This window comes from Methanoculleus formosensis (assembly GCF_025384765.1).
Taxonomy (GTDB): Archaea; Halobacteriota; Methanomicrobia; order Methanomicrobiales; family Methanoculleaceae; genus Methanoculleus; species Methanoculleus formosensis.
In genome coordinates, this window is the sequence record NZ_VHLL01000002.1 from 385,833 (window position 1) to 402,395 (window position 16,563).

Sequence of the window (16,563 nt, forward strand, 5' to 3'; positions counted from 1 at the left end):
TCGGGGGTAAACGCCCCCGGCACCCGCACGGCACACATAAAAAAAGAGAATTCACCGGGCAGGCACCGCCGCCATACCCCTTTCGACCCGGCGGGCCATCTCCTGCTTGACCTTCTGGATCCTCTCCGCCTGGTCGCGCTCGGCAAGACCCGGGCCCGCTTTAGAGACGACCTCCTCGCTCGGGACGCCCTTTGCGTTCATGACGCGCTGGTAGCCGAAACTCGCCCAGTCGTCCGGAAGCTCGCGCATCCGCACGTACTCCATGTTGTTCGGTGCAAGATCCAGCTGAGCATCGAGGACGCTGTTGACGTAGTCCTTGTTCGACTCGAAGACGACCAGGGGCTCGATGACGTCGGCCTTCATGATATCCCGGATATCCCGGCCCTCGTACTGCTCGATGAGCCGGGCGCACTCGTTGAAGTGCGTGACCTCCATCTTCATGAAGTTCTCCCAGATCCCCTTGATCCTGGGGTCGCTCTCCTGCTCTGCAAAGGAGTGATAGAGGTACGCCTCGTTGAGCTCCATCATCGCCATCTTCTCAAGCATCGTCTCGTTCGGGTCACCGAGCAGGCCGTACTGGGTGACGTGCTGCTCCTCGATCTCCGCGATCTCGGCATACAACTGCCGCGCGATATCGTCGGGATACATGAACCCGTGCGAGCGGTAGTAGAGCATCGTCTGCTGCTCCCCGGCGGTGATCGTGATGTAGTTCATCTTCGTCTTGATGTCGGCCGTATCCTTGTCGTAGTGCTTGCGCATCGAGTCGTCGGGATGGCGGTGCTCGATGCTCGTCGGCCGGCCGGGCTTCACCTCGGTCCTGCCCTGGACGATCGAGTCAGGGTCGCCGCCCTCGATGTAGTCATAGAGGCAACTGTAGCGGTAGAGGTGATCGAAGTCCTCCAGCAAGGCAAAGTCCAGCGTCTGCTTCACGTAAGGATCCGGCTCGTTCTGTGCCAGGTTCGCGGTGAGGTCGACCGCCACCTGTTCATAGCCGAGTGTGGTCTCGATGATCGACTGGTCGGCCGGGTTGAGCCAGTTGATCGTCTCCTGCTGCTGGGAGTCGATCCGCCGCATCAGGGCCATCGACTTCTTCACCGCCGGATCCGGGTGCATCCGCTCGATCGCGTGCGACATCAGGACGGCGTTGTTCTCGATCCCGTTCATGAGGATGATCCGGGTCCGGGTGTAGGCGTCGACCGCCTTTTTGTCGTACGGGGCCGGAACCATATCCTTCCAGTTTATGGGCTGCTCTTCGATAGGCATGCCCTCCATCTCGAATGGTCTGAATTGCGCCATCTCGTCTCCCTCCATACCCCACGGATTCACCGGCACGGGCGGCGAACCCTTCGCCGATCGCACCCGCACTGCAAAAGACCCGGGGGTCGCTCCCCATACCGGTCACGTCATAAAAACATAACGACCGGTTGAAGATGACGGTTCTCCGACCCGTTCTTCGGCAAGACCGCCCCAGTGGGCGCGGCGTATACGGGACTGCTTGTACGGGAAGGCGACCGCTCCCGGGTACGAAATGTTAAGTATCCCCGCCCAAGAGGAGATGGCCGGTCGCCATCTGAGGGCAACCAGACTGCAGGAGGCATGGATCATGACAGGGAGAGAAGACGACCCCCCCGGTGCCGGGCGGCGGCAGGATGGGGAGCAGAGAGCGAACAACCGGGAGGGCGCCGTGAGAAGCAGCCGCGATTTTTTCGGCCTGTCTACGGAGTTCCGGGTCGATATCCTCGAACACGGCGACGAGGTGATCGTCGTCGCGGAACTGCCCGGCGTAGAGCCGGGTGATACCCGGATCAACCTGCTAAATCCCCAGACGCTGCGGATAACGGCGAGGCGTGCCGGGCCGGTCGAGGAGGAGTATTACATCCACGAGCGCGGAGACGGGACCCTGAGCCGGACGGTATACCTGCCCGCGAGCGTGGTGGGGGGAGGCGCCCGGACCGGGTTCAGGAACGGCGTCCTCGAAGTCCGCCTGAAGAAGATGGGGAGAGCGTCTGAGCCCAGCGGCAGGATGATCCCGATCGAGTGACAGGAAGCGGGATCACTGCCAGGCAGCGTACCCGGCCATCCGGGTCGTCACCACCTGCGGGTGGTAACAGATGACGCTGTCCCGGGCGGTGATCCTCCCGTTGACCACCTGGTCGATGGCCGTGAGGTGATCCTGCACCCCCCGGGTGAGGAGATAGTACTCCCGCACGAACTCCTTGCCCCGTGCGCCCATCTCTCGCGCCGTATCCGGGTTCCTGAGGAGGTGGAGGACCCGGTCGGCGGTCTCCCGGATCGTCGAGACCAGGTAGCCGTTCCAGCCGTCCCGGATCTGGAGCGGTATCCCGCCGACGCTCCCGGCGACGACCGGTTTCTCCTTCCAGAGCCCTTCGGTCACCGTCAGCCCGAACCCTTCTTTGATGGACTTCTGGACGATCACGTCGGACGCACGCTGGATCGCGTTGATCTCCCGGTGGCTGTCCGGTGGGAGGTCGAGGATATGGATGTCGGGATCGTCCTCGGCCGTCTCGCGGACCTCGCGCAGGACGATGAAACACTCCGGGTCGTCGCACGCCCGCCCGCCGACGAGGACGAGCTGGCAGGGCGTCTTCCGGCGGACCATCTTGAACGCCTGGATGACGCCGACCGGGTCTTTGAAGACGTCGTACCGCGAGACCTGGGTGACGATCGGTTTCTCCGGGTCGATGCCGTACTTCGCGAGGGTTGCGTCGGTCTCCGCCGGAGGAAGCTCGCGGTTCTTCTCGGAGAGGGGATCGATGAACGGCGGGATGATGAAACTCGGCACGTTCCAGAGGGGGAGATACTGGAAACTGGAGAAGATGCCGGCGTGGTACTTCTCGACCAGCCTGCGTAAGATGCTCCCCATGCTCCCGACGGCCGTGGTGGGCACTGTCTCCAGCTGGACGTGGCACCGCCAGAGCAGCCTCTTTCGCTCGAGTTCCCGGTTCGTCAGGAACTCGATGAGACCGAGCGGCTGGGGGTCGTGGATGGTCACGACATCGGAATCGTCCTCGATCAGCCCTTCATTTTGCCGCTGGGCCTCCCAGTAGGTCTCGATCATCTCCGGCGAGAACCCGCCTTCCCTCCCCTGGAGGAAGTTATGCAGCGTCTTCGTCACGTCGAAGAACGCCGGTTCGGCCTCCATGACGCTCCACGTCGTCTCAAGGCCGAGCGCGTTGAGGAACGGGACATATGAGATCAGGATCTCCGAGACGCCGCCGCCGTGGCGGGTCGAGTTGATCTCCTGGAGCCTGACATCCGAGAGACGCCCGCCGAGCTCCTCGATCGCCGAGAACTGCTCTTCACCCACGATCCGCTGATATTCCCTGAGAGAGGGAACCCCGGGGAGATCCGTAACAATCATGCGAGGAACACTACCGGGCAATACGCACCCACCCGCTAAAATGCCTTTCGGTAAGGGAGAGGAACTCGTGGGGCGCGCCTAAAATCCGGTCACCAGCTTCTGACCGGCAGGGTGCGGTGGGTGTCGTCGTCCGTGCGAGAAGAGGCAGCCGGGGGAAGGGCCTTCTCCAGGGCAGCCTTCAACTCGGCAAGAGAGATGGGTTTTTCCAGGACACCGATGATATCATTCTCATACCTCGAGTATTCCTCCGGCCAGACGTGTTTCGCGGTGAAGAGCAGGACAGGGATATCCTTGTATTCGTCGTTACGTTTGAGTTCTTCCAGGAACTGCCATCCGTCTATGGGAGACATCATCACGTCAAGAATAATGAGTGCGGGCTTCTCTTTCTTGATCGCCCGGAGAGCGTCCCACCCGTTGTGAACAAGGAGCGGTTCGCGGTCGATCTTCTTGAGCAGCAGTTCCATAACTTCCAGTGTCGGCAGGTCGTCGTCAACGACCATGATCTTCTTTCCCAAAGTTCATACCTCCCTCGGTAGCCGGATGGTGAAGGTGCTCCCTTCGCCCACCTCGCTCGTAACCGTTATGTCTCCCCCGTGCAACCGGACATATTTGTCCGCGATCGAGAGCTCAAGGCCGGTACTGCCGCCTTTGCAGGCCGGGTCTCCGGCGCCCCCTATGTAGAACGGCTCAAAGATCGATTCGATGATATTTTTGGGGATACCGATGCCATTATCACACACCATAATATAATGGTTTTCATTCGATCTCGTATACCGGATCCAGACCTTCTCTGGTGGTTCATTATACTTAACGGCATTCGACACCAGCCCCATCATCACCATGGATAGGCGGTCGGGATCTCCCGGGATGCGGACGGTATCGGGGATTTCGTTATAAATCAGGGCACTTCCTTCGTATTCGCCTCGAGAGACGACGCCGTCCACAAACTCGCGGAGGGGTATCTCCTGGATGGTCAGGTCGACGTAGTCCATCGTGAGCAGACTGAGTTCGACCGCCCGCTCCACCACCGCCAGCTCCTGATCGGCGCACGCAAGGCAGGTCCTGAGGAGGTTCTCGGTATCCTTCGTGATGCCGTAATAACCGGGATCTTCGACGATCATCCGCAGGTAGCCAAGAAGCGGCTGCAGCGGGGTGCGCAACTCGTGGGCCAGTTTGGTGACGAGTCCCTGCCACTGCTCGACCTCCCAGGAGAGCTGCCTGCACGCGAGCCTCTGCCGCCGCACCTCGGTGATATCCCGCGCCGACCCCACGACGCCGGTGAACTTACCGTCTGCTCCGGTATACGGCGCGATCGAGACGGCGAAGGTATGCCGGGTGCCTGCGATATCCAGGTCGAGATTGTAACAGACACTCTTCTGCTCCTCGATCACCTCCTGGATCCGTCCCATGCTCTGTGCGGCGATCTCGCCGCGCAGGAGAGCATCCACACTCTTTCCGACGAGATCTTCGGGAGAGACCCTGTACTCGGGCGCACGAGTCCAGGTGAAGTGCACGAAGCAGCCCGTGGCGTCCAGCACGAAGAAGATCTCATTTGCCTGCCGGATGAGGTCCAGCAGCCGCCCGTTCGACGGGATGGGGTCGTCGTTCTCGCCGGGCAGCCTGCCGGTGTCGACGACCGTGCACTCGAAGAGGTTCTCGGCGGGGAGGACCCTGCAGGAGAGGAGAACCCTCCTCGCATCGCCGCCACGTGCGTAGAACGCCATCTCTGCGTTTCCGACGTAGCCTTCCCGCTCCATCTCCTCGATGAACCATGCTTTGCCGGTCTCGTCCGCCCAGAACGTCTCTGCCGGGATGCCGACGAACTTTCCGGGAGTGTAACCGAAGATCTCGGCACACTTTCTGCTGGCGCAGACGATACGGAGGGTCGCGGGGTCGCAGAGGAATCGCGCATTCCGGGTATCCTCCATGATCCGCCTGCACCGGGAGGCAGCCATGTGTGAATCCTGCGAAAAGAGTGTCGTGGCCCCGAAGACCCAGAAGAAGATCATCGTGTGCAGCCCCGTCATCACGGGGTCGACGGCAAAACCGAAGTTCGAGAGGTAGACACGGATGATCACGAACCCGGCAACCAGGAACGCTGTCGTCCCGAAGGCCTGCCGGGGAAACCAGAGAGCAACGAGGAGGATCGGGATGCAATACACCAGAGGAGAGAGGAGCTGGGCGTTCACCGGAGTGGCCGCGGTGAGCATGAGGGATATCGCCGAGAACGAGACCACCACGATCATTTTGACGAGATCCGTCCCGGTAAAGAGATCCTCACGAATGCAGCTTACGAAACTCCGGTTCGAGGACATAGATAATAGAGAAAAATATCACCAGAGGATATATAAAATACATTCGAAATCATCCGACCACTAAACAGTTGTTTTCAGGAAAAGGAGTGCGATTTTATGAAATCCCGGGGAGGAACCCGAATATTTTTCAACTCTCAAACGAGAGAGACGGCAGGAGAGCCGGCATGCCCGATACCGCCCAAAAAGGAGATTATATGAAGATCAGCGTGTAACCCTAGATTATGCGCCCGTTTGTCTTCGTCAACATCGCGATGAGCGCTGACGGAAAGATCTCGACGAGAGAGCGGCGACAGGTGAGGATCTCGGGTAGCGAGGACTACCTCCGGGTCGACCGGATCAAAGCGGAGAGCGATGCCATCATGGTCGGCATAGGGACGGTGCTCGCCGACAACCCTTCGCTCACCGTCAAGTCCCCGGAACTCCGGGAGCAGCGGAGGGCGGCCGGAAGGGATGAGAACCCCATCCGCATCGTGGTGGACGGCAGGGGGAGGACGCCCCCGGATGCGGATATCCTTCAGAAGGGAAGCGGGAAGCGTATCGTCGCGGTTTCAAGGAAGGCACCCGAAAGTGCCGTAGATGCCCTCCGGCAGCACGCCGCCGTCATCGTCGCGGGAGATGAGACCGTCGATCTCCCCGCCCTGCTCGAAGAACTGCACCAACAGGGCGTCCGGCGCCTGATGGTCGAGGGAGGGGGGACACTCATCTGGACGCTCTTTAGGCAGGGGCTCGTCGACGAACTCCAGGTCTTCGTCGGCAACATCGTCATCGGCGGGAAGGACGCTCCCACGCCGGCGGACGGCACAGGATTTCTCCGGGAGGAAGAGTTCGCCCGGCTGCGGATCATCGAGGCCGTCCGGCTCGACGACGGCCTCCTCATGCGGTGGGAAGTAGAGCGGCGAGAAAGACCCGCTCGATAGTTTTTTTAGAGAGAATCAACGACTGATCGCACTCCGGTCGGCCGAAAAAAGGTGTTTTGATCAGGGCACTACAACGATCTGGTCCTTGACCTTGTAGGTGCCTCCCGTGACGAGGGAGACGGATATCTCGACCCGGTTCTCGCCTTTCGCATTCTGGATGATGATATCGTCACCGCGAACCGGCTGCAGGGTGTCGGTGATGACCTCACCGGTCGCCTTGGTCACGCGCACGTCGATCTTCGTTATGAAGTCCTGTCCTTTACCTCCGCTGAACGCGATGTAGAGATCGTTCGTGATCCGCGAGGGGTAACCGCCCTGGAGCTGGAAGTCAATCTCTTTTCCCGGCGGCACCGTCTGCGTCGGGCCGGGTGTAAGCGAGGCCGGCGTCGCCGTGGCTGCGGGAGCCTGGGTGATCGTCGCCGTCGCCCTCGGGGTTGTGGGGTCAGCATCGCCGCCCGTGCCGGTGCAGCCGGCGCAGAGCAGGAATGCGAGCAGAAGCACAGTCAGAGCTGATAACAACCTGAAGTTCATAATGCATCATACACATCAATGTATTTCACCCTTTCGTCACGCCCGCGGCATACCGTGAATACGAGGGCATAAATAGCCCGCGATGCAGCGAGGGTTCCGCGATCTCACCCGGTCGGAAGAGAGGGGAGTGGGATCCGGGCGGGGCTCTCGGGGAGCGGGGCCACCTATAGAAAAATTTATATTAGTAGGAAGGAACCTTCTACCTGTAATTGTAGAGGTGCAACCGATGAACCTGCGAAGACCGAACGCCAACGATGCGACGGGTACAGCCAACCGCTCCCGCGATGTCGTTCCCATGTCCGGCATCTGCAGCCGGTGCGTCGACGGGTGCAAGGGGTCCTGCGAGATCTGGCTCTCCTCGTTTCGGGGGAGAGAGGTGCTCTACCCCGGCCCGTTCGGCGAGATCACGGCCGGCGCAGATAAGGACTACCCGGTCGACTACTCGCACCTGAACATCCAGGGCTACGCCCGGGGCGCAAAAGGGCTGCCGGAAGGTGTTGAGGGCAATCCCGACACCGCGGTCTTCTCCGCCGTCGATACCCGGACGGAGTACGGGTGGGAGAGCAAGGTGCCGATGCGGGTGCCGGTCTTCACCGGGGCGCTCGGCTCGACCGAGATTGCGCAGGCGAACTGGGAACACTTCGCCGTCGGAGCAGCCATAGCGGGCATCACGCTCGTCTGCGGGGAGAACGTCTGCGGCGTCGACCCGGGGCTGGTGCTCGATCACGACGGCAGGGTCGCCCGGTCGCCCGAGATGGATCGCCGGATCGAGTCCTACCGGAAGTTCCGGGACAGCTACGGGGAACTCCTGGTGCAACTGAACGTGGAGGATACAAGGCTCGGGACCGCCGAGTACGTCTCCTCGAAGCACAACCTGGAGACGATCGAGCTGAAGTGGGGCCAGGGGGCGAAGTGCATCGGCGGCGAGATCAAGGTCGACAACCTCGACCGGGCGAACCAGCTCAAAGGTCGCGGCTACATCGTCCTCCCCGACCCGGGGGTTCACGAAGTCCGGGCGGCCTTCGAGGGCGGCGCCACAAAGGAGTTTGAGCGGCACTCCCGTCTCGGCTTTGTCACCCGGGAGGGATTCCTCGAAGAGGTCGACCGGCTTCGCGATATCGGCTTTAAGCGGGTCACCCTCAAGACCGGCGCCTACTCGGCCGTCGAACTCGCGATGGCAATCCGCTACGGGGCCGAAGCGAAGATAGACCTCCTCACCATCGACGGCGCACCCGGCGGCACGGGGATGAGCCCCTGGCCGATGATGAACGAGTGGGGCATCCCGACGTTCTACATCGAGTCGCTTGCCTACCGGTTCGCCGAGAGGCTCCGGGAGCGGGGCATCCGGGTCCCGGACATCGCCATCGCAGGCGGGTTCGCGGACGAGGCCAACGTCTTCAAGGGGCTGGCCATGGGAAGTCCCTACGTCAGGGCGGTCTGTATGGGCCGCGCTCTGATGATCCCCGGCATGGTCGGGAAGAACATCAGGAAGTGGCTTGAGGCGGGCGATCTCCCGAGAACCGTCTCGAAGTACGGCAGCACCGCCGCGGAGATCTTCGTCTGCTACGAGGAACTTAAAGAGCGATACCCCGGCCGGATGGACGAGATCCCGCTCGGAGCAATCGGGATCTACACCTACGCCCAGAAATTCAGAACCGGGCTCCAGCAGATCATGGCCGGAACCCGGAACTTCAGCCTCAAGACCGTGGGCAGGAGTGACCTGATGGCCCTGACCGAAGAGGCGGAGGCGGTCTCCGGCATCCCCTACGTGATGCGGGCTTACCGCGACGCCGCCGAGGCGATCCTCGACTCGTGAGACGGAGCGCATCGAACGGCGAAGAGCTCCCCGCCGGCCGCAGACCATGCGCCCCCGACACTGGGCCGGGAGAGGTTAAACAACCCCGGAAGATGCAGATGTCCCAAATAAACAATTTTTAATAATATTTTGCATTCACGATAATATTTAATGCAAAGAGTGTGTCAGGAATGCCTGATACACATGCATACGGATACCAGTCCGACCGTTCTCATCACCGGGGGAGCGGGATTCATCGGGTCGCACCTCGCGACAGAACTGTTGCAGCACGGCTATGAGGTCCGCATCCTCGATAACCTGATGCCGCAGGTGCACGGGTCGGAGCGACACCGGCCCGGGCACCTCGACCGGCGCGCAACGGTCATCGTCGGGGATATCCGGGACTCGCACCAGTTCAAGGAGGCTCTCGACGGGGTCGACGCCGTCATCCACCTGGCGGCGGTCGTCGGGGACCGGTCGAGCATGTACCAGATCGAGAAGTACGTGAGCGTCAACGCTTCCGGAACCGCCGTGCTCCTGGAGGCGCTCCTCGATCACCCTATCGAGCGGCTCATCGTCGCCTCGAGCAGCACCGTCTACGGGGAGGGGCTGTACTGCTCGTACAACGGCACCACCTACCCGAAGATCCACCGTTCCCGGGGAGAGACAGCAAGGGGCAGGTGGGAGCCCCGGAGCCCTGAGGGGGAGGTGGTCTACCCCCTCCCCACGCCGGAGACGAAGGAGACGTCGCCGCGCTCGGTCTACGCCATCTCCAAGCACGACCAGGAGGAGATGTGCCGGCTGATCGGGGAGGCATACGGCATCCCAACGACCGTTCTCCGGCTCTTCTCTGTCTACGGCCCGCACCAGGGATACGCGAACCCCTACTCCGGCATGCTCACCGAGTACGCGTCCCGCCTGTTGCAGGGACTCCCCATCCGGCTCTTTGAGGACGGCTACCAGCAGCGCGACTTCGTGAGCGTCTACGACGCGGCCCGGGCCTTCCGCCTGGCACTCGAGTCGCAGGGTGCCGCCGGCGAGACGTTCAACATCGGGAGCGGCCGGCCCTGCACGTTCACGACCGCCGCCGGCATCCTTGCGATGATAACCGGGCGGCAGGACCTCCCGGTGGAGATCACGGAGATCGGGCGAACCGGCGAGATCCGCCACTGTTTCGCAGAGATCAGCCGTGCGCGGGAGGTTCTCGGCTACGAGCCGGAAGTCCCGCTCGATGCCGGCCTGCTCGACCTGGTCTCCTGGGTCGAAGCGGATATCGCAGCACAGAAGAAGGTTCCTGCACCTGTCAGGGCGCTCGGGTCGTCACGCCTGCGGGTCTGAGGGGCACCCGACGCCCAACCTTTATTTCTCCGCCGGAAGTATGTGACCGCATCATGCGCATCGGCCTTCGGACCTGGGAGGTCCGCCTCGGGATCGTCCTGGTCGCCTCCTCGATCGCCATCTACAGCGTGAAGTACCTCCTCCTCGGCGATCCCGAGAACACCTACCAGTACATCTTCAACGCTCTCGGGTTTCTGCCGATAAACGTCCTCCTGGTGACGTTGATCCTGAATCAACTCCTAAGCATCCGGGCAAAGCGCGACCGACTGGAGAAACTGAACATGGTCATCGGGACATTCTTCTCGGAGGTCGGCACCGCGCTCCTCGCCTACATCTCCGCACGCGACCCGGACCTCAGGGGAGCCCACCAGGGCCTCGTCGTGACGGACGCCTGGAGACCCGAGACCTTCGGCGCAGTCCGCGACCGCCTCAAAGACCACACCTGCCGGGTCGCCGTCGATCCGGGAGACCTGCAGGAACTCTGCGGTTACCTGAAGGAACGGCGGGACTTCCTCCTCCGCCTGCTTGAAAACCCCGTCCTCCTGGAGCACGAATCGTTCACCGACCTCCTCCGGGCGGTCTTCCACCTCACCGAGGAGCTCGAGCGCAGGAAGGACTTCGCGAGCCTTCCCGAGAGCGACATCGCGCATCTCACCAGGGACGTCGAACGGGTGTACGGCCGGCTCATCGTGGAATGGCTCGCCTACATGGAGCACCTGAAGTGCAACTACCCCTACCTCTTCTCGCTTGCGATGCGCACCAATCCCTTCGACGAGACGGCGTCGACGGTAGTACGATGAGAGTGCTGCAGGGATCGCATCGCCAATTGCACGCCGCAGATCCACGCGAAGAACGCGAAGTTCGGCAGATGGTTGCTGGCGCTCCTCTTCGCGCCTTCGCGTGAGACTTCGCTATCCTGTATCACGAACATATGAGAGATCACGTCGCGGGTTGGACTGGCCGGGTCACGCTCGTGGCACAATGTATATACCCGCCGGCGGGCTACGCCAGGTCTGATCACCATGGCCGAATACTCCATCCTGATCGGCGGCAAGGCGGGGGAGGGGATCAACACGGCGGGCCTCTCCATCGCCGGCCTCTTCTCCCGCCTTGGTTACCGCACCTACATGTACTTCGATTACCCCTCGCTCATCCGGGGCGGGCACAACTTCGCGATCATCCGGGCCTCGGAGAGGACGATCGGGGCGCACCGCACAGAGGTCGATATCCTCCTCGCCTTCGACCAGAACAGCATCGAGAACCACCGGGAGCGTATCCACGACCGCACGACGGTCGTCTACGATGCCTCGCAGGTGGTGCGGGGCGAAGGCTACGGCCTCCCGCTCGATACGATCGTCAAAGAGGAGAAAGCGCCCCCGATCACCAAGAACTCCGCGATGCTCGGGGCGCTCGCCCGGGTGGCGGGGATCGGGCGTGACGTGCTCGATGAAGTCCTCCATAAAAGCGTCCCCGCGAAGCACCTGGACTCGAACCTCCGGGTTGCCGGGCGGGGCTACGACGCCGTGGAGGGCGTCTTCACCGTCGAGCCACTCGAGGGGCCGGAACTCCCGGTCCTGACCGGAAACGAGGTGACAGGGCTCGGGCTCGTGCACGGCGGGCTTGAGTCCTATGTCGCCTACCCGATGACCCCGACATCGAACATCCTCCACTTCCTCGCGAACCGCGCCGAAGACCTCTCGATCAAGGTCCTCCACCCGGAGAACGAGATCAGCGTCATCCTGATGGCGCTCGGCCTCGCATACGCCGGGGAGAAGGCAGCGGTCGGAACCGCGGGCGGGGGGTTCTGCCTGATGACCGAGGCCCTCTCCCTTGCCGGGAGCTCAGAGATCCCCGTGACGATCGTCGTGGGGCAGCGGCCCGGCCCGAGCACCGGCATGCCGACCTACACCGCCCAGACCGACCTGCACTTCGTCCTGAACGCGGGTCAGGGCGAGTTCCCGCGGTTCGTCGTTGCTCCCGGCGACCTTGCCGAGACCTACTCCTGGTCGGCGACCGCCCTGATGCTCTCCTGGAAATACCAGGTGCCCTCGATCGTCCTGACCGACAAGACGCTCGCGGAGGGGGCCTACTCGTTCGATATCGGGGCCGTCACGGAGCCCCCCGACCGGGAGCCGGAACTCTGGGATGGGAACGGCGAGTACCGCCGGTATACCGGGACGGAGAGCGGGGTGTCGCCGCTCGCCTTCCCGGGGAGGAAGGGAGCGATCGTCAAGGCGAGCAGTTACGCCCACGACGAGGCCGGGTTCACGACGGAAGAGGCGAACGAGACGAGGGAACTCCAGGAGAAGATGCTCAGGAAAGGCAAGAGCCTCAAGGAGGAACTCGCCACCTACCCGACGGTGAAGACCTACGGCACGCGGGATGCCGGGAAGACGATCGTCTGCTGGGGCTCGGAGAAGTGGGCCTGCATCGAGGCCGCCGAGAGGCTCGGGGCGCAGGTCGTCCAGCCGCTCGTGCTTGCGCCGTTCCCCGTCCGCGCCTGGAAAGAGGCGATGATCGGGGCGGGGGACGTCGCCTGCGTCGAGAACAACGCCACCGGACAGCTCGCCCGCCTCCTCCGCCAGCACGACTTCGATCCGGGAAGATCCGTCCTGAAGTACGACGGGCGCCCGTTCGCGGTCGACGAACTGGAGGCACGCCTCAGGGAGGTCTTCGCATGACTCCGCCAAAACCGGCCGGCGACCTCATCAGCCCGGCGCAGAACACCTGGTGCCCCGGGTGCGGCAACTTCTCGATAGAGCACATGATGAAGTCGGCGATCGCGGAACTCTCGGAGGAGGAGGGGATACCCATCGAGAACTTCGTCCTCCTCGGCGGGATCGGATGCCACGGGAAACTGGTCGACTACCTGAACGTCAACACCCTCTACGGCATCCACGGCCGGTCGGTCCCGGCGGCCACCGGGATACGGCTCGCAAATCCGGACTTAAAGGTGATCTGCCACGTCGGGGACGGGGACATCTACGCCGAGGGGCTTGCCCACCTCCTCTTCGCAGCCAAACGGAACAGCGATATCACGGTCGTCGTCCACGACAACCGGGTCTATGGGCTGACGACCGGGCAGTACACCCCGACGTCGCCCTCCGGGTTCAAGGGCCGTTCCACCCCGGGCGGGATCACGGAGCACCCCTTGAACCCGCTCGAAGTCATGCTCGCCGCCGGGGCGACCCACATCGCACGCGGCTACACCAGGAAGGTCCAGCACCTGAAGGGCCTCTTCAAGGAGGCGATCATGCACCGCGGGTTCTCGCTCATCGACGTCCTCCAGATCTGCGCGACCTACTTCAACCTGACCGACTACTACAATGAACACACCTACGAGATGCAGGAGGGGGAGGTCGAGACCGGCCGGTTCGAGAGCGCCCTTGGTAAGATCCGGGAGTGGGACTACGACCGGGAGGCACCGATCCCGCTCGGGACGTTCTACTCGGTGAAAAAGCCGGTCTACGAGGAGCATTTCCAGGCACTGACTGCCGGAAAGCCCGATCGGAGGGCACTTGTCCGGAAGGTCATCGAGGAGTGGCGGTGAGACCCACCCGAGGGTTCATAACCCACCCGCCCCACCGGGGGGGGCGGGACGGGCCGGGTGCCCGGACCACCAGAAGGTGAGGCGATATGAGACGGCTGGAAGGCAAGAACGCCCTCATCACCGGTGGTTCGACCGGGATCGGCCGGGCAACGGCGATCCGGTTCGCGGAGGAGGGCGCAAGCGTCGCCATCAACTACCGCTCAAGCGCGAGAGAGGCGGAGATCACGCTTGACGGGGTGCGGGACGCCCATAAGAGCGGCCCCGGGAAAGGGATGCTGGTCCAGGGGGACGTCGCGAGCGAAGAGGACGTCAGACGCATCTTCGCGGAGGTTCTCACGGCGTGGGGGCGGCTTGATATCCTGGTCAACAACGCAGGGATCCAGGCTGCAAACCCGAGCCACGATGTGACGATGGACGACTACGACCGGGTTCTCGGGGTGAATCTCCGTGGCGCGTTCCTCTGCTCCCGAGAGGCGTTGCGCCACTTCCTTGACCGCGGGGGCGGAGGGGTCATCCTCAACAACTCCTCGGTTCACGAGAGGATCCCGAAACCGCAGTACGCCTCCTACGCCGCGAGCAAGGCGGGGCTCGCGGCCCTCTCGAGGACACTCGCACTCGAGTACGCCGGAGAGGGCATCCGGATCAATATGGTCGCCCCCGGTGCGATCGCGACCCCGATCAACCAGGAATGGACCGATAATCCCGATAGGGAAGCGGAGGTGGCGGGGCATATCCCGATGGGGCGCACGGGAGAGCCCCATGAGATCGCCGCGGTCTTTGCCTTCCTTGCATCCGACGACGCCTCCTACATCACCGGGCAGACGATCTACGTCGACGGCGGGCTGACGCTCTATCCCAACTTCAGGACGCCGTGGTCGTCGGGGAGTTGAATGGCGGCGGGCCGCCGTAACGGGTATACCCGCCCGGGGATCGCGGCCGCTCCCGCCCCGGTGCCGGAGAGCCGCACGATCCATTCAAACAGATTAATATAATTCCATTTTTATACAATTGGACTCGAATAATCGCCCGCAACAATCTCTGCTATCGCGGGCGATCCATCGAGGTGACCGATTCATTGAGCAGAACGAGAGGACGCAGGCGGCGCGGGATCTTCGAGCCCAGAGAGAGCCTGACGGACGAAGAGGTCGACCACGGCCTGAAACTCGTCATCCGGGACGGCCTTACCACCCAGGCGATGGTGACGCTGACCGGCGGGATCTTCCTCGTAGCCTTCGCGTTGCAACTCGGGGCATCGAACACCGTCGTCGGCCTCCTCGCCGCCATTCCCCCGCTTGCAGAACTCTTGCAGATCCCCTCCATCTACATCGTCGAGCGCGTGCGGAAGCGGAGGCTGGTGGTCGTCGCGGCATCGCTCGCCGCCCGCCTCTGCTGGATACCCATCATCCTGATACCGTTCTTCCTCTCGCCGGAGCGGGGGATATTCGTGCTCATCCTCTCGATAGCCCTCTACGCGTCATTCTCGGCAGTCTCCCACTGCGGCTGGAACTCCTGGATGCGGGACCTCATACCGCAGGACCGGCTCGGGGCCTTCTTCTCTCACCGGCTGACCCTCTCCACAGCGGTTGCGCTCGTCATCAGCCTCGTCGCCGGCTTCTTCATCGACTCCTGGGAGGCCGTCTTCCCGGACCTTGCAGCCTACGGTTACTCCCTCCTCTTCCTCCTCGGGCTCATCGCCGGTCTCATCGGGATCACCTTCCTCGCCCGCACCCCTGAGCCCCGGATGGTCGTCGAAGAAGCGGAAGACGGCTTCTTCGCTGCCATCCGAAAGCCTTTTGCGGACCTCAACTTCAGGAACCTGGTCATCTTCCTCGGTTCGTGGAACTTTGCCGTCAACCTCGCGTCGCCGTTCTTCACGGTCTACATGTTGCAGAGGATCGGCCTGGATGTCTCGCTCGTCGTCGCCCTCAGCGTCCTCAGCCAGGTCATGAACATCGTCTTCTACCGCTCGTGGGGGCAGGTCTCCGACCGGTTCTCCAACAAATCGGTGCTCGCCGTGAGCGGCCCGCTCTTCATGCTCGCGATCTTCGCCTGGATGTTCGTCACGCTCCCGGACGTCTACGTCCTGACCTATCCGCTCCTCATCCTCATTCACATCCTGATGGGGATCTCGCTTGCGGGGGTCTCGCTCGCCTCGGGAAACATCGGCCTGAAACTGGCCCCTAAGGGTCAGGCGACCAGTTACCTTGCAGCGAGCACCTTTGCAAACTCGGTCGCCGCCGGTGTCGCCCCGATCCTCGGCGGGCTCTTCGTGGACTTCTTCGCCAAACGGGAGCTGATCTGGACGCTGGTATGGAGGAGCCCGGTGCGAGAACTCGTCTTTGTCACCCTCGACCTGCAGCAGTGGGAGTTCTTCTTCCTCTTCGCCTTCATCCTCGGGCTCTACTCCCTCCACCGTCTGACAGCGGTGCAGGAGGAGGGGGAGGCAAAGGAGCAGGAGGTCGTCAACGAACTCCTTGCAGGGGTCCGGCGGGATATGCGCAACTTCTCCCCGGCAGGGGGCCTGCGGGATATGGTGAAGTTCCCCTTCTCGTCCCTCAGGAACCACCAAAAGAGGAGCAGCAAGGAGCCGCCCAAAGAAGAGACGGTCGATGAGGAGGGGACGGAACCCCCGGATTCCCGGCGCCCATAGGTTCGGTCCAGGGCAGGAACATGGAGGGATGACACACCATCCAGAGCCTCGCCGTCGAATGGCTCAGACCACCACCCGCCCATAG

14 protein-coding genes are annotated in these 16,563 nt (G+C 62.7%); 9 read left to right on the forward strand and 5 right to left on the reverse strand.

All coding sequences use genetic code 11. The features are described 5' to 3' along the window. Window positions 1-51: 51 nt before the first annotated feature. Window positions 52-1,296: a ferritin-like domain-containing protein gene (locus FKB36_RS05370; RefSeq protein ID WP_261597006.1), complete on the reverse strand. Its 1,245-nt coding sequence runs from the start codon at window positions 1,294-1,296 to the stop codon at window positions 52-54. Window positions 1,297-1,603: 307 nt separating this feature from the next. Between FKB36_RS05370 and FKB36_RS05375 the strand changes: the two genes are divergently transcribed. After that, window positions 1,604-2,041: an Hsp20/alpha crystallin family protein gene (locus tag FKB36_RS05375; protein WP_261597007.1), complete on the forward strand. Its 438-nt coding sequence runs from the start codon at window positions 1,604-1,606 to the stop codon at window positions 2,039-2,041. 12 nt (window positions 2,042-2,053) lie between these two features. Here the strand turns inward: FKB36_RS05375 and FKB36_RS05380 are convergent, their stop codons facing one another. The 3 genes from FKB36_RS05380 to FKB36_RS05390 form a co-directional block, all read right to left on the reverse strand. Beyond that, window positions 2,054-3,382: a glycosyltransferase gene (locus FKB36_RS05380; RefSeq protein WP_261597008.1), complete on the reverse strand. Its 1,329-nt coding sequence runs from the start codon at window positions 3,380-3,382 to the stop codon at window positions 2,054-2,056. A gap of 89 nt (window positions 3,383-3,471) precedes the next feature. After that, on the reverse strand, window positions 3,472-3,897 hold the full coding sequence (locus FKB36_RS05385) for a response regulator (protein WP_261597009.1): 426 nt from the start codon (window positions 3,895-3,897) through the stop codon (window positions 3,472-3,474). 3 nt (window positions 3,898-3,900) lie between these two features. Continuing rightward, entirely contained in the window at window positions 3,901-5,697 is a 1,797-nt protein-coding gene (locus tag FKB36_RS05390; RefSeq protein ID WP_261597010.1) for a PAS domain-containing sensor histidine kinase, read from the reverse strand. 221 nt (window positions 5,698-5,918) lie between these two features. Here FKB36_RS05390 and FKB36_RS05395 point away from each other — a divergent pair, with 221 nt between their 5' ends. Next, on the forward strand, window positions 5,919-6,614 hold the full coding sequence (locus FKB36_RS05395; RefSeq protein WP_261597011.1) for a 2,5-diamino-6-(ribosylamino)-4(3H)-pyrimidinone 5'-phosphate reductase: 696 nt from the start codon (window positions 5,919-5,921) through the stop codon (window positions 6,612-6,614). Between the two features lie 60 nt (window positions 6,615-6,674). Here the strand turns inward: FKB36_RS05395 and FKB36_RS05400 are convergent, their stop codons facing one another. Continuing rightward, on the reverse strand, window positions 6,675-7,115 hold the full coding sequence (locus FKB36_RS05400) for a hypothetical protein (protein ID WP_261597012.1): 441 nt from the start codon (window positions 7,113-7,115) through the stop codon (window positions 6,675-6,677). A 256-nt stretch (window positions 7,116-7,371) separates the two neighbouring features. Between FKB36_RS05400 and FKB36_RS05405 the strand changes: the two genes are divergently transcribed. The 7 genes from FKB36_RS05405 (at window position 7,372) to FKB36_RS05435 (ending at window position 16,478) form a co-directional block, all read left to right on the forward strand. Further along, complete coding sequence (locus tag FKB36_RS05405) at window positions 7,372-8,961, forward strand: FMN-binding glutamate synthase family protein (protein WP_261597013.1); 1,590 nt, start codon at window positions 7,372-7,374, stop codon at window positions 8,959-8,961. Between the two features lie 183 nt (window positions 8,962-9,144). Continuing rightward, complete coding sequence (locus FKB36_RS05410; protein ID WP_261597014.1) at window positions 9,145-10,278, forward strand: NAD-dependent epimerase/dehydratase family protein; 1,134 nt, start codon at window positions 9,145-9,147, stop codon at window positions 10,276-10,278. A 53-nt stretch (window positions 10,279-10,331) separates the two neighbouring features. After that, window positions 10,332-11,078, forward strand: a complete 747-nt coding sequence (locus FKB36_RS05415) for a hypothetical protein (protein WP_261597015.1) — start codon at window positions 10,332-10,334, stop codon at window positions 11,076-11,078. A gap of 222 nt (window positions 11,079-11,300) precedes the next feature. After that, window positions 11,301-12,959: a 2-oxoacid:acceptor oxidoreductase subunit alpha gene (locus tag FKB36_RS05420; protein ID WP_261597016.1), complete on the forward strand. Its 1,659-nt coding sequence runs from the start codon at window positions 11,301-11,303 to the stop codon at window positions 12,957-12,959. Continuing rightward, window positions 12,956-13,828, forward strand: a complete 873-nt coding sequence (locus FKB36_RS05425; RefSeq protein ID WP_261597017.1) for a thiamine pyrophosphate-dependent enzyme — start codon at window positions 12,956-12,958, stop codon at window positions 13,826-13,828. The genes FKB36_RS05420 and FKB36_RS05425 overlap by 4 nt, the downstream gene beginning before the upstream one ends. Window positions 13,829-13,914: 86 nt before the next feature. Then, window positions 13,915-14,718 (forward strand): glucose 1-dehydrogenase, encoded by an 804-nt coding sequence (locus tag FKB36_RS05430; RefSeq protein ID WP_261597018.1) that lies wholly within the window; start codon window positions 13,915-13,917, stop codon window positions 14,716-14,718. A 185-nt stretch (window positions 14,719-14,903) separates the two neighbouring features. Next, window positions 14,904-16,478, forward strand: a complete 1,575-nt coding sequence (locus FKB36_RS05435) for an MFS transporter (protein WP_261597019.1) — start codon at window positions 14,904-14,906, stop codon at window positions 16,476-16,478. The last annotated feature ends 85 nt before the right edge of the window (window positions 16,479-16,563 follow it).

What these genes read in the sequence shown, in the direction of transcription:
- FKB36_RS05380 (WP_261597008.1), bottom strand. Translation starts at nt 3,382, where the DNA reads ATGATTGTTACGGATCTCCCCGGGGTTCCCTCTCTCAGGGAATATCAG.
- FKB36_RS05405 (WP_261597013.1), top strand. Translation starts at nt 7,372, where the DNA reads ATGAACCTGCGAAGACCGAACGCCAACGATGCGACGGGTACAGCCAAC.
- FKB36_RS05430 (WP_261597018.1), top strand. Translation starts at nt 13,915, where the DNA reads ATGAGACGGCTGGAAGGCAAGAACGCCCTCATCACCGGTGGTTCGACC.
- FKB36_RS05395 (WP_261597011.1), top strand. Translation starts at nt 5,919, where the DNA reads ATGCGCCCGTTTGTCTTCGTCAACATCGCGATGAGCGCTGACGGAAAG.
- FKB36_RS05390 (WP_261597010.1), bottom strand. Translation starts at nt 5,697, where the DNA reads ATGTCCTCGAACCGGAGTTTCGTAAGCTGCATTCGTGAGGATCTCTTT.
- FKB36_RS05370 (WP_261597006.1), bottom strand. Translation starts at nt 1,296, where the DNA reads ATGGCGCAATTCAGACCATTCGAGATGGAGGGCATGCCTATCGAAGAG.
- FKB36_RS05375 (WP_261597007.1), top strand. Translation starts at nt 1,604, where the DNA reads ATGACAGGGAGAGAAGACGACCCCCCCGGTGCCGGGCGGCGGCAGGAT.
- FKB36_RS05425 (WP_261597017.1), top strand. Translation starts at nt 12,956, where the DNA reads ATGACTCCGCCAAAACCGGCCGGCGACCTCATCAGCCCGGCGCAGAAC.
- FKB36_RS05410 (WP_261597014.1), top strand. Translation starts at nt 9,145, where the DNA reads ATGCATACGGATACCAGTCCGACCGTTCTCATCACCGGGGGAGCGGGA.
- FKB36_RS05415 (WP_261597015.1), top strand. Translation starts at nt 10,332, where the DNA reads ATGCGCATCGGCCTTCGGACCTGGGAGGTCCGCCTCGGGATCGTCCTG.
- FKB36_RS05420 (WP_261597016.1), top strand. Translation starts at nt 11,301, where the DNA reads ATGGCCGAATACTCCATCCTGATCGGCGGCAAGGCGGGGGAGGGGATC.